We start from the raw sequence: 20393 nt of genomic DNA, 5'->3' as shown, positions 1-20393 counted from the left end.
AGAATCACCGGGGGCGGATAATGAATATCTGGCATCTTGTACTAAAAATCGATGTTTTGCTTTGACAATCCCCTGTGCTTTTGCGAAAACATTCATGGAAGACAAAAAGCAGTGTTTCGCGTGCGGCGAATTTTCATGCACGCAAATGCCATTTTTATCCGGGTTAGCGAAATCTACGCATGGTGTGGACAGACGCCATGCGTGATGTCGGTGGCTGCCGTCAGGCAACGGGCTTCTCACGTACCCCTGGGGTTACTCAATGTCGTATACGGGTAAGAACAGGATGGACTCGGGCAGTGAAGGCTCTGAGTCGGAACAGGAGTAGGGAAGGAATACAGAGAGACAATAATAATGGTAGATAGCAAGAAGCGCCCTGGCAAAGATCTCGACCGCATCGATCGTAATATTTTGAATGAGCTGCAAAAAGACGGGCGTATTTCAAACGTCGAACTTTCTAAACGGGTGGGACTTTCCCCGACGCCTTGCCTTGAGCGCGTGCGTCGACTGGAAAGACAGGGTTTTATTCAGGGCTATACGGCGCTGCTCAACCCGCACTATCTGGATGCATCACTTCTGGTATTTGTTGAGATTACTCTGAATCGTGGCGCGCCGGATGTGTTTGAGCAATTTAACGCCGCTGTGCAAAAACTTGAAGAAATTCAAGAGTGTCATCTGGTATCCGGTGATTTCGACTATCTGTTGAAAACCCGCGTGCCGGATATGTCAGCGTATCGCAAATTACTGGGCGAGACCCTGCTACGTCTGCCGGGCGTGAACGACACCCGTACCTACGTGGTAATGGAAGAAGTCAAGCAAAGTAATCGTCTGGTAATTAAGACGCGCTAACACGGAACAGGTGCAAAATCGATGTAGTTTGATTACACTCCTGTTAATCCATACAGCAACAGTGCCGGGGTGACCCGGCACTGTTGTCCGTTTTAGCAGCAGGCAGGAAACAGCCTGATACCTGGAGAGCCTTTTTTGAGCCAGGAATACACCGAAGACAAAGAAGTCAAACTGACCAAGTTAAGCAGCGGGCGCCGACTCCTTGAGGCGTTACTCATCCTTTGCTCCCTGTTTGCCATCTGGCTGATGGCGGCATTACTGAGCTTTAATCCCTCGGATCCTAGCTGGTCGCAAACGGCCTGGCATGAACCTATTCATAACATAGGTGGCATTCCGGGAGCCTGGCTTGCCGATACGCTATTTTTCATTTTTGGCGTAATGGCTTACACCATTCCCGTGATTATTATCGGCGGTTGTTGGTTCGCCTGGCGTAATCAGGCCAGCGACGAGTACATCGACTACTTCGCTGTTTCGCTACGCTTAATTGGCGCACTGGCGCTGATTCTGACCTCCTGCGGCCTGGCCGCGATTAACGCTGATGATATCTGGTATTTTGCCTCCGGCGGCGTGATCGGCAGTTTACTGAGTACCACTCTGCAACCGTTGCTGCACAGCAGCGGCGGCACTATTGCGTTGCTCTGCATCTGGGCGGCCGGTTTAACGCTGTTTACCGGTTGGTCATGGGTCAGCATTGCCGAAAAACTCGGCGGTGCGATTTTGTCTGTTCTGACCTTCGCCAGCAACCGTACCCGACGGGACGATACCTGGGTGGATGAGGACGAATACGAAGACGATGAAGACGACTACGACGACGCAGTCAAACCGCAGGAATCTCGTCGTGCGCGCATTTTACGCAGCGCGCTCGCTCGCCGTCAGCGTCTGGCGGAGAAATTCTCCAATCCGATGGGGCGTAAAACCGATGCCGCGCTGTTCTCTGGCAAGCGTATGGATGATGCCGAAGAGGATGTACAGTTCAGCGCCAACGGCGCGCCCGTAGCGGCGGACGATGTACTCTTTTCGGGCTCCAGCGCCGCACGTCCTGGCGATGCTGACGATGTGTTGTTCTCTGGCGCCAGCGCCGCGCGGCCGGGGGATTTTGACCCTTACGATCCGCTATTAAATGGTCACAGCATTGCCGATCCGCTGGCAGCAGCAGCTGCTGCAACCGCAGCGCCACAGGCATGGGCTGAACCGGTAGCTGAGCACGCGCCGCAGCCGGTTTACCAGCCGGAGCCGTCCTACCCGCAGCATCAGGCGTACCAGCCTGAGCAGGCGCCGGTACAGCAGCCGGTTTATCAGCCGGAGTCGTCCTACCCGCAGCATCAGGTGTATCAGCCTGAGCAGGCGCCGGTGCAGCAGCCGGTTTACCAGCCGGAGCCGTCCTACCCGCAGTATCAGGCGTATCAGCCTGAGCAGGCGCCGGTACAGCAGCCGGTTTACCAGCCGGAGCCGTCCTACCCGCAGCATCAGGCGTATCAGCCTGAGCAGGCGCCGGTACAGCAGCCGGTTTACCAACCGGATCCGCCGGCAGCCGCCCCTGCCGTAGCGCCTGAAGCGCCGCAGGAAGAGGTGAAGCCGCAGCGTCCGCCGATGTATTATTTTGAAGAAGTCGAAGAAAAACGTGCGCGCGAACGTGAGCAGCTGGCCGCCTGGTATCAGCCGATCCCTGAGCCGGCAAGCCCGGTCGCCACACGGCCTGTTACACCACCGCCAGCCTCTCCGGTCGAAGCCGCAGCGGTGACCACCCTTGCCGCCGGTGTACACCAGGCGACGAGCGCTGGTGCAACGGCGGCGACGGTTGCTTCCGCCGCATCATCTGCTGCGCCGTTATTCAGTCCGGCATCCGGTGGGCCGCGTGCGCAGGTGAAAGAGGGGATTGGTCCAAAACTGCCGCGTCCTAATCATGTCCGCGTCCCTACGCGCCGTGAGCTGGCATCGTATGGTATTAAACTGCCGTCGCAACGTATGGCTGAAGAGCGGGCGCGTAAAGCGGAGCTGAATCAGGCCTATGACGACGAGCCGTTAACGGATGAAGAAGCGGACGCGCTGGAACAGGACGAACTGGCGCGCCAGTTTGCCGCCACCCAGCAGCAGCGTTACGGCGAAGTCTACGCGCAGGATGAAGAGGATGACTCCGCAGCTGAAGCTGAACTGGCCCGTCAGTTTGCGGCGTCGCAGCAGCAGCGCTACAGCAGCGAACAGCCGCAGGGCGCAACGCCGTTCTCTCCTGCGGATTATGATTTCTCGCCGATGAAAGCGCTGGTCGATGACGGTCCGAGCGAACCGCTGTTCACGCCGATGCCGGAGACTCAGCCGCCGGTGCAGCAGTACCAGCAGCCCGTCCAACGGTATCAACAACCGGCGCAATCGTCGCCGGTACAACAACCGTATCAACAACCTGTGCAGCCGGTTCAACCTCCGCAGCAGCCTCAGCCTGCCGCACAGAGCTATCAGCCGCAGCAAGCCCATCAGGGCCACATGCCGCAGCAGACAGCCGCAGTGCCGCCGCAGGATAGCCTGATTCACCCGCTGCTGATGCGTAACGGCAACAGCCAGCCGATGCAACGGCCGACGACGCCGCTGCCGTCGTTGGATCTGCTGACCCCGCCGCCGAGCGAGGTCGAGCCGGTGGATACCTTCGCGCTGGAGCAAATGGCGCGCCTGGTTGAGGCCCGTCTGGCTGACTTCCGTATTAAAGCCGATGTGGTGAACTACTCGCCAGGCCCGGTTATCACTCGCTTCGAACTGAATCTGGCGCCGGGCGTGAAGGCCGCGCGGATTTCAAACCTTTCGCGTGACCTGGCCCGCTCCTTGTCCACCATTGCGGTGCGCGTCGTGGAAGTGATTCCGGGTAAACCGTACGTGGGTCTGGAACTGCCGAATAAAAAACGTCAGACCGTTTATCTGCGTGAAGTGCTGGATAACACCAAATTCCGCGATAACCCATCGCCGCTCACCGTGGTGCTGGGTAAAGACATCGCCGGCGATCCGGTCGTTGCCGATCTGGCAAAAATGCCGCACCTGCTGGTTGCTGGTACCACCGGTTCCGGTAAATCGGTTGGGGTGAATGCCATGATCCTCAGCATGCTTTATAAAGCGCAGCCGGAAGATGTGCGCTTCATTATGATCGACCCGAAAATGCTTGAACTGTCGGTCTATGAAGGGATCCCGCATCTGCTGACCGAAGTCGTCACCGATATGAAAGACGCCGCTAACGCACTGCGCTGGAGCGTGAACGAAATGGAGCGTCGCTACAAGCTGATGTCGGCGCTGGGCGTGCGTAACCTGGCGGGTTACAACGAGAAAATCGCCGAAGCGGCGCGTATGGGCCGTCCGATTCCGGATCCGTACTGGAAACCGGGCGACAGTATGGATGCCGTCCATCCGGTGCTGGAAAAACTGCCGTATATCGTCGTTCTGGTGGATGAATTCGCCGACCTGATGATGACCGTCGGCAAGAAGGTCGAAGAGCTGATTGCTCGTCTGGCGCAGAAAGCGCGTGCGGCGGGTATTCACCTCGTGCTGGCAACCCAGCGTCCGTCGGTTGACGTGATTACCGGTCTTATTAAAGCGAACATTCCGACGCGTATCGCCTTCACCGTCTCGAGCAAAATTGACTCGCGTACCATCCTCGATCAGGGCGGTGCGGAATCACTGCTGGGGATGGGGGATATGCTTTATTCCGGGCCGAACTCGACCATGCCGGTTCGTGTCCACGGCGCGTTTGTTCGCGACCAGGAAGTCCACGCCGTGGTTCAGGACTGGAAAGCGCGCGGGCGTCCGCAGTATGTTGACGGCATTACGTCAGATAGTGAAAGCGAAGGCGGCAGCGGCGGCTTTGACGGTGGTGAAGAGCTGGATCCGTTGTTCGATCAGGCCGTAAACTTCGTCACTGAAAAACGTAAAGCCTCGATTTCCGGCGTTCAGCGTCAGTTCCGCATCGGATATAACCGTGCGGCACGTATTATCGAACAGATGGAAGCGCAGGGTATCGTCAGCGAGCAGGGCCATAATGGTAACCGTGAAGTGCTGGCGCCGCCGCCCTTCGAGTAAGTGCAAAGTTGGGTAAATAAGCGCAAAATCAGCCTGTTCTGCTGTTCCGCCGTGCCAGGCGGCCCTAAATTAGGAGGCAGAAGAGGCTCCCGCGTCGGGAGTGACGCACATTAAGGAATAACAATGAAAAAACTCGCAATCACCTGTGCATTACTGTCTGGATTTGTCGTGAGCCAGGTTTGGGCGGATGCCGCCAGTGATTTGAAAAGCCGCCTCGATAAAGTGAGCAGCTTCCATGCCAGCTTCACCCAAAAAGTGACCGATGGCAGCGGTAACGCCGTGCAGGACGGACAGGGCGACCTGTGGGTTAAACGTCCGAATCTGTTTAACTGGCATATGACCCAGCCGGATGAAAGCATTCTGGTCTCTGACGGGAAGACCCTGTGGTTCTACAACCCGTTTGTGGAGCAGGCAACCGTCACCTGGCTGAAAGACGCCACCAGCAACACGCCGTTTATGCTGATTGCCCGCAACCAGTCCAACGACTGGCAGCAGTACAACATCAAGCAAAACGGCGATGATTTTGTCCTGACGCCAAAAAGCGGCGGCGGCAACCTGAAGCAGTTTACGATTAACGTGGGCCGCGACGGGACCATCCATCAGTTCAGCGCGGTAGAGCAGGATGACCAGCGCAGCAGCTACCAGCTGAAGTCTCAGCAAAACGGTGCGGTCGATGCATCGAAGTTCACCTTTACACCGCCGAAAGGGGTGACGGTGGACGATCAACGTAAGTAGAGGCGAATGTGAGCAATCTGTCGCTCGATTTTTCCGACAATGCGTTTCAACCTCTGGCCGCCCGCATGCGGCCAGAAAATTTAGCGCAGTACATCGGCCAGCAGCATCTGCTGGCGCCGGGGAAACCTTTGCCGCGGGCGATTGAGGCCGGGCATCTGCATTCGATGATCTTATGGGGGCCGCCTGGCACCGGTAAAACTACGCTGGCTGAAGTGATTGCTCGCTATGCCAGCGCCGATGTTGAACGGATCTCGGCGGTGACCTCCGGCGTAAAAGAGATCCGCGAAGCGATCGAGCGCGCCAGACAGAACCGCAATGCCGGACGCCGCACCATTCTGTTCGTTGATGAAGTCCATCGTTTCAATAAAAGCCAGCAGGATGCATTTTTACCGCATATTGAAGACGGCACCATCACCTTCATCGGCGCGACGACGGAAAACCCCTCTTTTGAACTCAATTCCGCGCTGCTATCCCGGGCGCGCGTGTATCTGCTGAAATCGTTGTCCAGCGAGGATATTGAGCATGTGCTCACGCAGGCGATGAACGATAAAGATCGTGGCTATGGCGGGCAAAATATCGTGCTGCCGGATGATACTCGGCAGGCTATCGCCGGGCTGGTTAACGGCGATGCGCGCCGGGCGCTGAATACGCTGGAAATGATGGCCGATATGGCAGAGACGGATGCCACCGGCAACCGGGTGCTGAAAGCGGAACTGCTGACCGAAATTGCCGGTGAACGCAGCGCGCGGTTTGATAATAAAGGCGACCGTTTCTACGATCTGATTTCCGCGCTGCACAAGTCCGTGCGCGGCAGCGCGCCGGATGCGGCGCTGTACTGGTACGCACGTATCATCACCGCCGGCGGCGATCCGCTGTATGTGGCCCGACGCTGCCTGGCGATCGCTTCAGAAGATGTCGGAAATGCTGACCCGCGAGCTATGCAGGTCGCGCTCTCTGCCTGGGACTGTTTTACCCGAGTCGGGCCCGCGGAGGGCGAGCGCGCTATTGCGCAGGCCATCGTTTATCTCGCCTGCGCGCCGAAGAGCAACGCGGTCTACACGGCATTTAAAGCCGCCATGGCCGATGCCCGCGAGCGTCCGGATTATGATGTGCCGGTGCATCTGCGCAACGCGCCAACCCGCTTGATGAAAGAGATGGGCTATGGGCAGGAGTATCGCTATGCCCATGATGAGCCAAACGCCTATGCTGCCGGGGAAGCCTATTTCCCGCAGGAAATGGCTCAAACTCGTTATTATCGGCCAACAAATCGGGGGCTCGAAGGGAAAATTGGCGAAAAGCTCGCCTGGCTTACCGAACAGGATCAAAATAGCCCCATAAAACGCTACCGCTAACAGAGACGTTGCGGTAAGGTTATCAAGATATCCCGGTGGTCGTAGTCTGCGGCCACTTTTCTTTTATTTATTCGATAAGCACAGGATAAGCATGCTCGATCCCAATCTGCTGCGTACCGAGCCAGACGCAGTCGCTGAAAAACTGGCACGCCGGGGCTTTAAGCTGGATGTAGATAAACTGCGCGCTCTGGAAGAGCGTCGTAAAGTTCTGCAGGTTGAAACGGAAAACCTGCAGGCGGAGCGTAACTCCCGATCGAAATCCATTGGCCAGGCGAAAGCGCGCGGGGAAGATATCGAGCCATTACGCCAGGAAGTCAACAAACTTGGCGAACAGCTGGATGCGGCGAAAGCCGAACTGGACGTGTTACTGGCAGAGATCCGCGATATCGCGTTGACTATCCCGAACATTCCGCACGACGACGTTCCGGCCGGCCGCGACGAAAACGACAACGTTGAAGTCAGCCGCTGGGGTACGCCGCGCGAGTTCGATTTTGACGTCCGCGATCACGTGACGCTGGGCGAAATGCACGGCGGGCTGGACTTTGCCGCAGCCGTTAAGCTGACCGGCTCCCGTTTTGTGGTGATGAAAGGGCAACTGGCCCGTCTGCATCGTGCGCTGGCGCAGTTCATGCTGGATCTGCATACCGAACAGCACGGCTACAGTGAAAACTATGTGCCGTACCTGGTGAACCAGGAGACGCTGTACGGTACCGGTCAGCTGCCGAAATTTGCCGGCGATCTGTTCCATACGCGCCCGCTGGAAGAAGAAGCGGATAGCAGCAACTATGCGCTGATTCCCACTGCGGAAGTACCGCTGACCAACCTCGTTCGCGATGAGATCATCGACGAAGACGATCTGCCGATCAAAATGACCGCTCACACGCCGTGTTTCCGTTCTGAGGCGGGATCCTACGGCCGTGATACCCGCGGTCTGATTCGTATGCATCAGTTCGACAAAGTGGAAATGGTGCAGATCGTGCGTCCGGAAGATTCGATGGCGGCGCTGGAAGAGATGACCGGCCATGCGGAAAAAGTTCTGCAGCTGCTGGGTCTGCCATACCGCAAAGTGGCGCTCTGCACCGGTGATATGGGCTTCAGCGCATGCAAAACGTATGATCTGGAAGTCTGGGTTCCGGCACAGAACACCTATCGTGAAATCTCCTCCTGCTCTAACGTCTGGGACTTCCAGGCGCGTCGTATGCAGGCACGCTGCCGCAGCAAGTCCGACAAGAAAACCCGTCTGGTGCATACGCTGAACGGTTCCGGGCTGGCGGTAGGTCGTACCCTGGTCGCGCTGATGGAAAACTATCAGCAGGCGGATGGTCGTATCGAAATCCCGGAAATTCTGCGCCCCTATATGCGCGGCCTCGAATTTATCGGCTGATTTTTTTACCTGTTTCTCAAAAGCGCCTTCGGGCGCTTTTTTTTTATCCCCTTATTGATGCCGGGCAATAATCCCTCTGGCGATTCCCCCCATACTCCCTTGGTGTTAGCGCAGCATAAAAAACTATAAAAGATTAAATTCGTTATATATGTATCTATATAACGATTGTCAGTGAATTGTGAGCAACCAAAGCGAGTATCCATGAAAATTAAAGCCCCCGATGCTTTACTGGCTGCCGAAGTAAGCCGGCGTGGTTTAATGAAAACCACGGCAATTGGCGGTCTGGCGATGGCCAGCAGCGCATTTACCCTACCGTTTACACGCATTGCCCATGCTGCAGACGCTCTGGCACCGGTGAAGGAAACGGTCACCTGGAGTGCCTGTACCGTGAACTGCGGCAGCCGTTGTCCGCTGCGTATGCATGTGGTTGATGGCGAAATTAAATACGTTGAAACGGATAATACCGGCGACGACAACTATGACGGCCTGCATCAGGTACGCGCCTGTTTGCGCGGGCGTTCCATGCGTCGCCGTGTCTACAACCCCGATCGTCTGAAGTATCCCATGAAGCGCGTTGGCAAACGCGGGGAAGGAAAATTTGAGCGCATCAGCTGGGAAGAAGCATTCGATACTATCGCCAGCAATATGCAGCGCCTGATTAAAGATTACGGTAACGAATCTATCTATCTGAATTACGGTACCGGTACTCTTGGCGGCACCATGACCCGCTCCTGGCCACCGGGAAAAACGCTCATCGCACGTCTGATGAACTGCTGCGGCGGTTACCTTAACCACTATGGCGATTATTCATCGGCGCAAATTGCCGCGGGCCTGAATTACACCTACGGCGGCTGGGCCGACGGTAACAGCCCATCGGATATCGAAAACAGCCAACTGGTGGTGCTGTTCGGCAACAACCCCGGCGAAACGCGGATGAGCGGCGGCGGGGTAACGTACTACCTGGAGCAAGCGCGGCAAAAATCCAATGCCCGGATGATCATCGTCGATCCGCGCTATACCGATACCGGCGCCGGTCGTGAAGATGAGTGGATACCGATTCGACCAGGCACCGACGCCGCGCTGGTTTCCGCGCTCGCCTGGGTGATGATCACCGAAAACCTGGTCGATCAGCCGTTCCTCGATAAATACTGCGTCGGCTATGACGAGAAAACGTTGCCTGCCGATGCGCCGGCCAACGGCCACTACAAGGCTTACATCCTCGGTCAGGGTAGCGACGGTACTGCCAAAACGCCGCAGTGGGCATCGACGATTACCGGGATTCCGGTCGAGCGTATTGTGCAGCTGGCACGCGAAATTGCGACAGCCAAACCTGCCTTTATCAGCCAGGGCTGGGGGCCGCAGCGCCATGCGAATGGGGAAATCGCCACCCGCGCTATCTCGATGCTGTCGATTCTGACCGGTAACGTTGGCATCAACGGAGGTAATACCGGCGCGCGTGAAGGTTCGTACGACCTGCCTTTTGAGCGTATGCCGACGCTGGATAACCCCGTTGAGACCAGCATCTCGATGTTTATGTGGACCGACGCGATTGAACGTGGTCCACAGATGACGGCGCTGCGTGACGGCGTGCGCGGTAAAGATAAACTGGACGTCCCGATTAAAATGATCTGGAACTATGCCGGTAACTGTCTGATTAACCAGCACTCTGATATCAACCGCACCCATGAAATCCTGCAGGATGATAAGAAGTGCGAAATGATCGTGGTGATCGACTGCCACATGACATCGTCGGCAAAATATGCCGATATCCTGCTGCCGGACTGCACCGCTTCCGAACAGATGGACTTCGCGCTGGATGCTTCCTGCGGCAACATGTCCTACGTCATCTTCACCGACCAGGTGATTAAACCGCGTTTTGAGTGCAAAACGATTTATGACATGACCACGGAACTGGCAAAACGCATGGGCGTGGAGCAGAAGTTTACCGAAGGCCGCACTCAGGAAGGCTGGATGCGCTATCTGCACGAGCTTTCCCGCAAGGCTATTCCCGATTTGCCTGACTTCGATACCTTCCGTCAGCAGGGGATTTACAAGCAGCGCGACCCGGAAGGGCATCATGTTGCCTATAAGGCATTCCGTGACAATCCGCAGGCTAATCCGCTGGAGACCCCGTCGGGCAAAATTGAGATCTATTCCCAGGCGCTGGCGAAAATTGCCGCCACCTGGGAACTCCCCGATGGCGATGTGATCGATCCGCTGCCGATTTATACGCCAGGTTTCGAAAACTATAACGATCCGCTGACGGCGAAATTCCCGCTGCAGCTGACCGGTTTTCACTACAAGTCGCGCGTTCACTCCACCTACGGCAACGTCGATGTGCTGAAGGCCGCCTGTCGTCAGGAGATGTGGATTAACCCGCTCGACGCGAAACAACGCGGCATTGCCAACGGCGATCGCATCCGTATTTACAACGATCGCGGCGAAGTGCATATCGAAGCCAAAGTGACGCCGCGGATGATGCCTGGCGTTGTCGCGCTGGGTGAGGGCGCCTGGTATAACCCGGACGCAGGACGCGTGGATCAGGCGGGGAGCATCAACGTGCTCACCACCCAACGCCCGTCGCCTTTGGCGAAAGGTAACCCATCGCACACCAACCTGGTCCAGGTTGAGAAGCTGTAAGGAATAACCGATGACAACTCAATACGGATTTTTTATCGATTCTGCTCGTTGCACCGGTTGTAAAACCTGCGAGCTGGCCTGTAAAGACTTCAAAAACTTAACGCCGGACGTCAGCTTCCGCCGCATTTATGAATATGCGGGCGGCGACTGGCAGGAGGACAACGGCGTCTGGCATCAGAACGTCTTTGCCTATTACTTATCCATCGCCTGTAACCATTGCGAAGACCCGGCCTGCACCAAAGTGTGCCCGAGCGGCGCTATGCATAAACGCGATGACGTTTTTGTCGTGGTTGATGAAGATGTGTGCATCGGCTGTCGCTATTGTCATATGGCCTGCCCGTACGGTGCGCCGCAGTACAATGCCGCGAAAGGGCATATGACCAAGTGTGATGGCTGCTACCAGCGCGTTGCCGAGGGTAAAAAACCCATTTGCGTCGAATCCTGCCCGCTGCGCGCGCTGGACTTTGGCCCTATCGAAGAGCTGCGCAAGAAACACGGCGAACTGGCTGCGGTTGCGCCGCTGCCATCCGCGCACTTTACAAAACCCAGCATTGTCATTAAACCGAACGCCAATAGTCGTCCGTGCGGTGATACAACCGGCTATCTGGCCAACCCGAAGGAGGTGTGAGATGGGAAGTGGATGGCATGAATGGCCGCTGATGATCTTCACGGTCTTTGGACAATGTGTGGCGGGCGGTTTTATCGTCCTGGCACTGGCGCTGATGAAAGGCGGTTTGTCGAATGAGCAGCAGCAGCGCGTGGTGCTGAGCATGTTTGGCTTGTGGGTGCTGATGGGGATTGGGTTTATCGCCTCCACGATGCACCTGGGATCGCCGATGCGGGCTTTTAACTCGCTTAACCGGATTGGTGCGTCGTCGTTGAGTAACGAAATTGCCAGCGGTGCCCTCTTTTTCGCCGTCGGCGGAATTGGCTGGCTGCTGGCGGTGATGAAGAGACTGCCGGCCGGGCTGCGCAGCCTCTGGCTGGTCGCGACGATGGCGCTGGGTATTATCTTCGTCTGGATGATGGTGCGGGTGTATAACACCATTGATACCGTACCGACCTGGTATACCGTCTGGACGCCGCTGAGCTTCTTCCTGACCCTGTTTCTCGGCGGCCCGCTGCTGGGCTATCTGCTGCTGCGCGTGGCGGGAGTTGACGGTTGGGCGATGCGTCTGTTGCCGGTGGTCACGCTGCTGGCGCTGGTGGCCAGCGTGATTGTGGCCCTGATGCAAGGCAGCGAGCTGCCGACGATTCACAGCTCTATTCAGCAAGCCTCCGCGCTGGTGCCGGATTATGGCTCACTGATGGCCTGGCGTGTGGTTGCGCTGGTACTGGCTCTGGCATGCTGGGTTGTTCCGCTGCTCAAAGGCTATCAGCCCGCCGTGCCGCTGTTAAGTCTGGCATTTGTGCTGGTACTGGTGGGCGAGATGGTAGGGCGTGGCATCTTCTACGGTCTGCATATGACGGTCGGCATGGCTATCGCCAGCTGATTATCCGTTGCGCCAGAACGTCCGGTTCTGGCGCAACAAAAAAGTGCTGTTGATTCATGAAATTTTTCTACTGATATTCCCGCCGTTTTTTTTCAATAAATTAATAAAAACAATGGAATAATATAAAGAATAATTCTGTTGTCGCTCCGCTGGATGAAAAACTTCTATCGTTGCCCGTGAAACCGCGTCCCGCCTGATTTCTGGTGGATTGACAATGTTTTTAGCGGTGGCATGATGCGCACGAAATCTAAACTTCCTCACGGTTATATCCATGTCCATCTACACCCGGCCGGTGCAAATGTTGCTCTGCGGCCTGCTTCTGTTGACGCTGGCGATTGCGGTTTTAAATACCCTCGTCCCGCTTTGGCTCGCCCATGAAAATATGCCAACCTGGCAGGTCGGAATGGTGGGCTCGTCCTATTTCACCGGTAACCTGGTGGGGACGCTGCTGGCCGGATGGGTGATTAAGCGTCTGGGATTTAACCGCAGCTATTATCTTGCGTCGCTGATCTTTGCGGTGGGCTGCGTCGGACTGGGTATTACCCTCGGTTTCTGGACCTGGTTCAGCTGGCGCTTTCTCGCTGGCGTTGGCTGCGCGATGATTTGGGTCGTGGTCGAAAGCGCCCTGGTGTGCAGCGGAACGTCGCGTAGCCGCGGTCGTCTGCTGGCCGCCTATATGATGGTTTACTATGTGGGAACCGTGCTGGGTCAACTGATGGTCAGCAAACTGCCGACGGACCTGATGAGCGTGCTGCCGTGGGTGACTGCGCTGGCGCTGGCAGCGATTCTGCCTCTGCTGTTTACCCGCGTAGTGAATCAAAGTGATGAACAGCATGAGCCGGCGCGGATCTGGCCAATGCTCAGGCTGCGTCAGGCCCGCCATGGCGTGAACGGCTGCATTATCTCCGGAATTGTTCTCGGGTCGCTGTATGGATTGATGCCGCTGTGGTTGAACCATCAGGGCGTAAGTGACTCCGGCATCGGTTTCTGGATGGCGGTTATGGTCAGCGCAGGTATTCTGGGCCAGTGGCCGATCGGCCGTATGGCCGACCGCTATGGGCGCTTGCTGGTGTTGCGCGTTCAGGTTTTTGTGGTGATTTTAGGGTGCCTGGCTATGCTTAGCGGCGCGGCAATGGCTCCGGCGCTGTTTATCCTTGGCGCATCGGGCTTCACGCTGTACCCGGTGGCAATGGCCTGGGCCTGTGAGAAAGTCGAGCGCCATCAGCTGGTCGCCATGAACCAGGCGTTACTGATGAGCTATACCGTCGGCAGTCTGCTCGGGCCAACCTTCACCGCCATGCTGATGCAGAATTTCTCCGACAATCTGCTATTTATCATGATTGCCAGCGTGTCGTTTATTTATCTGCTGACGCTGCTGCGAAAAGCGGGGCACCATCCGACGCCGGTGGCGCACGCCTGATATTGTGATCATAAAAAGGGAGCGTCTACCGCTTCCCGTCCGCTGTTTTCTCCGACAGAAAGCAAAACGGCTGCCTGAAGCGGCAGCCGTAATGTAGGGGAAGGGGCGTGGATTAGTACATCACCTTATGGCCATACTGCTCCAGAATGCCTTTGACCCGCTCCATCGTCTCTTTCTTCGGCGGGTGTACGCCATCGAGCTTGTACTCTTCACCCATCGCCACCCATTTGTGCTTGCCTAACTCGTGATAGGGCAGCAGTTCGATTTTTTCGACATTGCCCATATCGCGGGTAAACTCGCCGAGGCGGTGCGCGGAATCATCATCGTCTGACCAACCGGGAACCACCACGTAACGAATCCAGACTTTGATGTTTTTATTCGATAAGTAGCGGGCAAACTCCAGCGTACGGTGGTTAGACACACCAACCAGATTCTGATGGATCTCATCATTCATCTGTTTGAGGTCGAGCATGACCAGATCGGTCACTTCAAGCAGCTCGTCAATCACCGGGTCGTAGCGCCGGACAAAGCCGTTGGTATCAAGGCAGGTATGAATGCCTTCTTTGCGGCAGGCGCGGAACCAGTCGCGCACGAACTCGGCCTGCAAAATTGCCTCACCGCCCGATGCCGTCACGCCGCCGCCGGAAGCGTTCATAAAGTGGCGATAGGTCACAACCTCTTTCATCAGGCTTTCGACGGTGACTTCGGTGCCGCCATGGGTATCCCAGGTGTCACGGTTGTGGCAATACAGGCAGCGCATCAGGCAGCCCTGGAAAAAGGTGATAAAGCGGATCCCTGGGCCATCGACAGTGCCGCAGGATTCAAAGGAGTGAATACGACCAATAGTTGACATTGCGGTGATATCTCCAGATTCGGCCCGTCCGGGGCCTGTGTATGCACAGCTCAAACCGGCTGTGTTAAGTCTGTTTTGGCTGTTATCCATGCAGTATAGATAGCGGGCAAAAGAGACTGTAGTACGGGAGGTGCTAAAAAGGCCCCACTTGCGTGGAGCCTTTATTGTACGCTTTTTAAATCGCGATTTCAGTCACAACCATTACATGGTCTGAGTGAAGGTACGAGTGATAACGTCCTGCTGCTGTTCTTTAGTCAGGGAGTTAAAACGTACTGCATAGCCAGATACACGGATGGTCAGCTGCGGATATTTTTCCGGGTTTTCCATCGCGTCGAGCAGCATTTCGCGGTTCATTACGTTGACGTTCAGGTGCTGACCGCCTTCGATTGACGCTTCGTGGTGGAAGTAACCATCCATCAGGCCAGCAAGGTTGGTTTTACGCACTTCGTCGTCTTTACCCAGTGCGTTCGGCACGATAGAGAAGGTGTAAGAAATACCATCTTTAGCGTAAGCAAACGGCAGTTTAGCAACGGAGGTCAGAGAGGCAACAGCACCTTTCTGGTCACGGCCGTGCATTGGGTTAGCACCTGGTCCGAACGGCGCGCCAGCACGACGACCGTCAGGGGTGTTACCGGTTTTCTTACCATAAACCACGTTAGAGGTGATGGTCAGAACGGACTGAGTCGGGATAGCGTTACGATAGGTAGTGAGTTTCTGAATTTTCTTCATGAAACGTTCTACCAGGTCAACCGCCATGTCATCAACGCGAGAGTCGTTGTTACCAAACTGCGGGTATTCACCTTCGATTTCGAAGTCAACGGCCAGGCCGTCTTCGTCACGAATCGGTTTAACTTTCGCATATTTGATAGCAGACAGGGAGTCAGCCGCAACGGACAGGCCAGCAATACCGCATGCCATGGTACGAATGACGTCACGGTCGTGCAGCGCCATCAGAGAGGCTTCGTAGCTGTACTTGTCGTGCATGTAATGGATAATGTTCAGGGCGGTGACATACTGCTTAGCCAGCCAGTCCATGAAGTGATCCATACGCTCCATAACTTCGTCGAAGTTCAGAACGTCGCCTTTGATTGGTTCGGATTTCGGACCAACCTGCATTTTCAGTTTTTCATCAACGCCGCCGTTGATAGCGTACAGCATGGTTTTCGCGAGGTTAGCGCGAGCACCGAAGAACTGCATTTGCTTACCAACAACCATCGGGCTTACGCAGCATGCGATAGCATAGTCGTCGTTGTTGAAGTCCGGACGCATCAGGTCATCGTTCTCGTACTGCAGAGAAGAGGTATCGATAGACACTTTAGCGGCGAATTTCTTGAAGTTCAGCGGCAGTTTTTCAGACCACAGAACGGTGATGTTCGGCTCCGGAGAAGGACCCATGGTGTACAGGGTGTTCAGGAAGCGGAAGCTGTTTTTGGTGACCAGAGTACGGCCGTCAACGCCCATACCACCGATGGATTCCGTTGCCCAAATCGGGTCGCCGGAGAACAGTTCATCATATTCCGGAGTACGCAGGAAGCGAACCATACGCAGTTTCATGACCAGGTGGTCAATCATTTCCTGAGCGTCTTGTTCAGTGATTTTGCCTGCTTTGATATCACGTTCGATGTAGGCATCCAGGAAGGTGGATACGCGACCGAAGGACATTGCTGCACCGTTCTGAGACTTAACGGCGGCCAGGTAGCCGAAGTAGGTCCACTGGATAGCTTCCTGTGCGTTGGTTGCCGGACCAGAGATATCGCAGCCGTATTTCGCTGCCATTTCTTTGATCTGACCCAGTGCACGGTGCTGTTCAGAGATCTCTTCACGCAGACGGATAGTCGCTTCCAGGTTTACGCCGTTTTCCAGGTCAGACTGCAGAGACAGGAACTGTGCGTATTTGTCTTTCATCAGGAAGTCGATACCGTACAGCGCAACGCGACGGTAGTCACCGATGATACGGCCACGGCCATACGCATCCGGCAGACCAGTCAGAACGCCAGACTTACGGCAGTTCAGAATGTCTTTGGTGTAGACATCGAATACACCCTGGTTATGGGTTTTACGGTATTCGGTGAAGATTTTTTTCAGCATCGGGTCCAGTTCGCGATCGTACGCTTTGCAGGAACCTTCAACCATTTTGATGCCGCCGAACGGGATAATCGCACGTTTCAGAGGCTTTTCAGTTTGCAGACCAACGATTTTCTCAAGAGCTTTGTTGATGTAGCCCGCGTCATGAGAAGTGATGGTGGATGCGAGGGAAGTGTCGAAGTCAACAGGCGCGTGAGTGCGGTTTTCCTGTTTAACACCTTCCATAACGTTGTCCCACAGCTTGGTTGTCGCTTCAGTTGCGCCAGCCAGGAAGGACTCGTCGCCTTCATACGGGGTATAGTTTTTCTGGATAAAGTCACGTACGTTGACTTCTTTCTGCCAGTCACCTTTCGCGAAACCTTCCCAGGCTGTGGCTAACTTTTCATTAAGCTCGGACATGTAACACCTACCTTCTTAAGTGGATTTTTTATTTACTGCCTGAAACGGCCCTTAGTGATGGTCGTCGCCACGCAGGTAAATGACCCAGTATGTCAACCCAACCAGCAGACCACCGCCGATAATGTTCCCGATAGTTACCGGAATCAGGTTATCAGTAATGAAGTTCATCACGGTCAGGTGAGAGAAATTTTCCGGAGCAGAACCAATAGCGGTCCAGAATTCCGGGCTTGCAAAGTCGCGGATTACGATACCCAGCGGGATCATAAACATGTTAGCGATACTGTGCTCAAAGCCGCTGGCAACAAACATAGCCACGGGTAAAACCATTATCATGGCTTTATCCATCAGGCTGCGGCCGGAGTAGCTCATCCACACCGCCAGACAGACCATCAGGTTAGCCAGGATCCCCAGACACACGGCTTCAATAAATGTATGGTGCATTTTGTGGTCGGCGGTTTGCAGGACGTTAAGGCCCCAGGCACCGTTGGCGGTCATATACTCGCCAGATAACCACATCAGCAATACAAACAGCAGTGCGCCTATCAGGTTACCAACATAGACGTTGAGCCAGTTTCTTGCCAGTTGACCCCAGGTAATTCGTCCGCTGGCTTTCGCCACGACGATAAGAACGGTGGAGGTAAACAGGTCGGCACCGCAAATGACGCAAAGAATCAGGCCGAGTGAAAAGCAGATCCCCCCGATCAGTTTAGCAATCCCGAAAGGCATCGCGGCAGTGCCGGTTGTCGCCGTAATATAGAAGACAAAAGCAATGGAAATGAAAACACCAGCGGTAATCGCCAGATAAAACGTCTTCATCGGGTGCTTTGTCGCTTTGTAGACACCTGCTTCTTCGGCGACTTTCGCCATGGCTGCAGGGAGTAAAAGATCAAAAGGGTTGTCAGCTTTCACACTAACTCTCTCTTTATAAAAGTTGGCGGTGAGATACTAACAAAGCATTATAGAAGGGAAATTGATGTAGATCATATCCCACCGGAACTATAAGCCCTGAATATGTGTGGTTTTGACTTATTATGGAAATAAATGATTGTTTTAGATGAAAAAAATAAATTTTAAAAATTACAACTTATGTTGATTTTTTTCATTTTGGGCCGCTCCGGACGGTTAATTAAAATGGGGTATTTTTTATTAAAATTAACAATCCCAAGCTGATGCGTAAAAAAAGTTTACTGTAAATTAACGTTGCAACCACAAATTAGCCGCGGGTCTACTTAGCGATGAAAAACGGGGTCTTTATCGACCCCGTAAATAATGTGGCTGGCAGTAAAATGAAGCCTTATTTAGCCCAGAATGCCGCTTTTGCCCGCTGCAGTTTTTCATAGGCTTTCAGTAAAGACTGATGGGCCGGGAAAGCCTGGAGATCGCTATCTACCGGCTGCAGGCCATAGAACGGCGCTTCACCGCTCATCGCCGCGCTGGCGGCTTCAACCGCATCAGCGCCGTACATGCGGATAAAGGCATTCAGGTACTGCAGAGGCTGGCGCTCTTCTTCCTGACTGAGCAGCAGCAGCGTCTGCAGGCAGCGGTAGTAATTTGCGCGTTCCGCACTGAAGATAGACGCATTGAATTCAATGGTCCATTCCGTCCAGATCAACGCCTGCTCCAGATCGCCGCCGGCCAGTGCCAGCATGGCTTTCAGTTCGCCAATACGCAGCGTATACCAACCGTTGTCTTTGCCCGTCGCCAGGCCCAGCAGCTCGCGTACGCGGGTGAAGTCATCATTTCCTTCATCGTCCAGTTGCTCGATCAGCGCCAGATAATCCTCTTTTTCCCATTCACTGCCCGGCAGGGAGAGCAGGGTTTCGCGCAGATGGCTGCCCATGCTGTTATTGGCCAGCCACAGATCTTCCGCCGGATAAATGTCTGACATTCCCGGAACGATGATGCGGCAGGCGTAGACGCTCAGGTGCTCATAATCGGCGATGTAAACTTCTTTATCTTCTTCTTTAAAGATAGCCATCAGGGTGGCGAACTCTTCTTCCGTCGTGCCGGAGAAGCTCCAGTCGACGAACGGGTAGTCGGCATCCTGTTTGAACATATCCCAGGAGATAAGACCGCTGGAATCAATAAAGTGGGTTTCAAGATTGGCGTGTTCGGCCACTTCTTCGTCATCGAAGGTAGGGGGGGTAAAGACATCGAGGTCTTTCAGGCTACGGCCTTGCAGCAGCTCGGTGACGGTACGTTCCAGGGCGACGCCGAAGTCCGGATGTGCGCCGAAAGAGGCGAAGCAGGTTCCGTTCGTCGGGTTAAACAACACCACACAGATAACCGGATATTTGCCGCCCAGCGAGCCATCGTAAGCAAAAATCGGGAAACCTTCGGCTTCCAGCTTATTGATGGACTCCACCACACCAGGATAACGCGCCATGACCTCTGCCGGAATTTCTGGCAGGCTGATGCTCTCCGCGATGATGCGGTTTTTAATATGACGCTCGAAGACTTCCGACAGCGCCTGAACGCGCGCTTCGTTCGCCGTGTTGCCCGCTGACATACCGTTAGAGACATACAGGTTGCCGACGATATTCATCGGGATATAGACGGTTTCGCCATCGGACTGGCGGGTGAACGGCAGGCCGCAAACGCCGCGTTCGTCGTTGCCCGACTGCAGGTCGACCAACATGCTGGCGGTCAACTGATCGTCAGGATCGTAAAATGCGCGCAGACGAGGATCCAGCAGACCTTCCGGCACCTCATCGTCTTCAGTCAGCGGGAACCATTTCTCATTGGGATAGTGGACGAACGGTCCGTTAGCGATGGTTTCGCCCAGCCAAAAGTCAGCAAAAAAGTAGTTGGTGGACAGACGCTCGAAATATTCGCCAAGAGCCGAAGCCAGCGCCGCTTTTTTGGTCGCCCCTTTGCCGTTGGTGAAACACAGCGAGCACTCTTTATCACGGATATGTACTGACCACACGTGCGGTACGGGATTCAGCCATGAGGCCTCTTCAATATCAAATCCGAGGTCGAGCAATTTCTGCTGGAAGCGAGCGATGGAATCTTCCAGGGCGGCATCTTTGCCGGGAATAAACGTTTGAGTCATGGCGATCACTTTTATCGTACGTAAAGCGCGCAATGATACGGCTTTTAGATGACCGGCGCTATCTCCATCGTCTGGCTA

Annotated in this window: 13 protein-coding genes; 9 read left to right on the top strand and 4 right to left on the bottom strand. The window is 55.0% G+C overall.

Annotated elements, in window-relative coordinates:
- The first annotated feature begins 351 nt into the window (after positions 1-351).
- The 9 genes from lrp to GRPL_RS04585 all read left to right on the top strand — a co-directional run bounded on the left by lrp (position 352) and on the right by GRPL_RS04585 (position 13923).
- A complete protein-coding gene (gene lrp, locus GRPL_RS04545) occupies positions 352-846 on the top strand; it encodes a leucine-responsive transcriptional regulator Lrp (RefSeq protein ID WP_000228469.1) in 495 nt (164 codons plus the stop codon).
- Between the two features lie 135 nt (positions 847-981).
- A complete protein-coding gene (gene ftsK, locus GRPL_RS04550; RefSeq protein WP_032700449.1) occupies positions 982-4899 on the top strand; it encodes a DNA translocase FtsK in 3918 nt (1305 codons plus the stop codon).
- Positions 4900-5022: 123 nt separating this feature from the next.
- Complete coding sequence (gene lolA / locus GRPL_RS04555) at positions 5023-5634, top strand: outer membrane lipoprotein periplasmic chaperone LolA (protein WP_004860037.1); 612 nt, start codon at positions 5023-5025, stop codon at positions 5632-5634.
- A gap of 8 nt (positions 5635-5642) precedes the next feature.
- On the top strand, positions 5643-6986 hold the full coding sequence (gene rarA, locus GRPL_RS04560) for a replication-associated recombination protein RarA (RefSeq protein WP_032700448.1): 1344 nt from the start codon (positions 5643-5645) through the stop codon (positions 6984-6986).
- 91 nt (positions 6987-7077) lie between these two features.
- The gene (serS, locus tag GRPL_RS04565) at positions 7078-8370 is read left to right on the top strand and encodes a serine--tRNA ligase (RefSeq protein WP_032688604.1); all 1293 of its coding nucleotides are present in this window, start codon (positions 7078-7080) and stop codon (positions 8368-8370) included.
- Between the two features lie 201 nt (positions 8371-8571).
- A complete protein-coding gene (gene dmsA / locus GRPL_RS04570; RefSeq protein WP_032695658.1) occupies positions 8572-11010 on the top strand; it encodes a dimethylsulfoxide reductase subunit A in 2439 nt (812 codons plus the stop codon).
- A gap of 10 nt (positions 11011-11020) precedes the next feature.
- Positions 11021-11638, top strand: coding sequence for a DMSO/selenate family reductase complex B subunit (locus GRPL_RS04575; RefSeq protein WP_032700447.1), 618 nt, complete (start codon positions 11021-11023; stop codon positions 11636-11638).
- A 1-nt stretch (position 11639) separates the two neighbouring features.
- Positions 11640-12503 carry a dimethyl sulfoxide reductase anchor subunit family protein gene (locus GRPL_RS04580; protein WP_032688602.1) on the top strand — a complete coding sequence of 288 codons (864 nt, stop codon included), beginning with the start codon at positions 11640-11642 and terminating at the stop codon, positions 12501-12503.
- A 271-nt stretch (positions 12504-12774) separates the two neighbouring features.
- On the top strand, positions 12775-13923 hold the full coding sequence (locus GRPL_RS04585) for an MFS transporter (RefSeq protein ID WP_032688601.1): 1149 nt from the start codon (positions 12775-12777) through the stop codon (positions 13921-13923).
- A 112-nt stretch (positions 13924-14035) separates the two neighbouring features.
- Here GRPL_RS04585 and pflA read toward each other — a convergent pair whose 3' ends face one another.
- The 4 genes from pflA to ycaO all read right to left on the bottom strand — a co-directional run bounded on the left by pflA (position 14036) and on the right by ycaO (position 20315).
- On the bottom strand, positions 14036-14776 hold the full coding sequence (gene pflA, locus GRPL_RS04590) for a pyruvate formate lyase 1-activating protein (protein WP_032688600.1): 741 nt from the start codon (positions 14774-14776) through the stop codon (positions 14036-14038).
- Positions 14777-14977: 201 nt separating this feature from the next.
- Positions 14978-17260 carry a formate C-acetyltransferase gene (gene pflB / locus GRPL_RS04595; RefSeq protein ID WP_032688599.1) on the bottom strand — a complete coding sequence of 761 codons (2283 nt, stop codon included), beginning with the start codon at positions 17258-17260 and terminating at the stop codon, positions 14978-14980.
- Between the two features lie 51 nt (positions 17261-17311).
- Positions 17312-18169, bottom strand: a complete 858-nt coding sequence (gene focA / locus GRPL_RS04600; RefSeq protein ID WP_032688598.1) for a formate transporter FocA — start codon at positions 18167-18169, stop codon at positions 17312-17314.
- A gap of 385 nt (positions 18170-18554) precedes the next feature.
- A complete protein-coding gene (ycaO, locus tag GRPL_RS04605) occupies positions 18555-20315 on the bottom strand; it encodes a 30S ribosomal protein S12 methylthiotransferase accessory factor YcaO (protein WP_032700516.1) in 1761 nt (586 codons plus the stop codon).
- Positions 20316-20393 lie beyond the last annotated feature (78 nt).

It is taken from the genome of Klebsiella planticola ATCC 33531 (genome assembly GCF_000735435.1).
GTDB classification, from domain to species: Bacteria; Pseudomonadota; Gammaproteobacteria; order Enterobacterales; family Enterobacteriaceae; genus Klebsiella; species Klebsiella planticola.
This window is presented reverse-complemented; position numbering and strand designations above follow the sequence as displayed.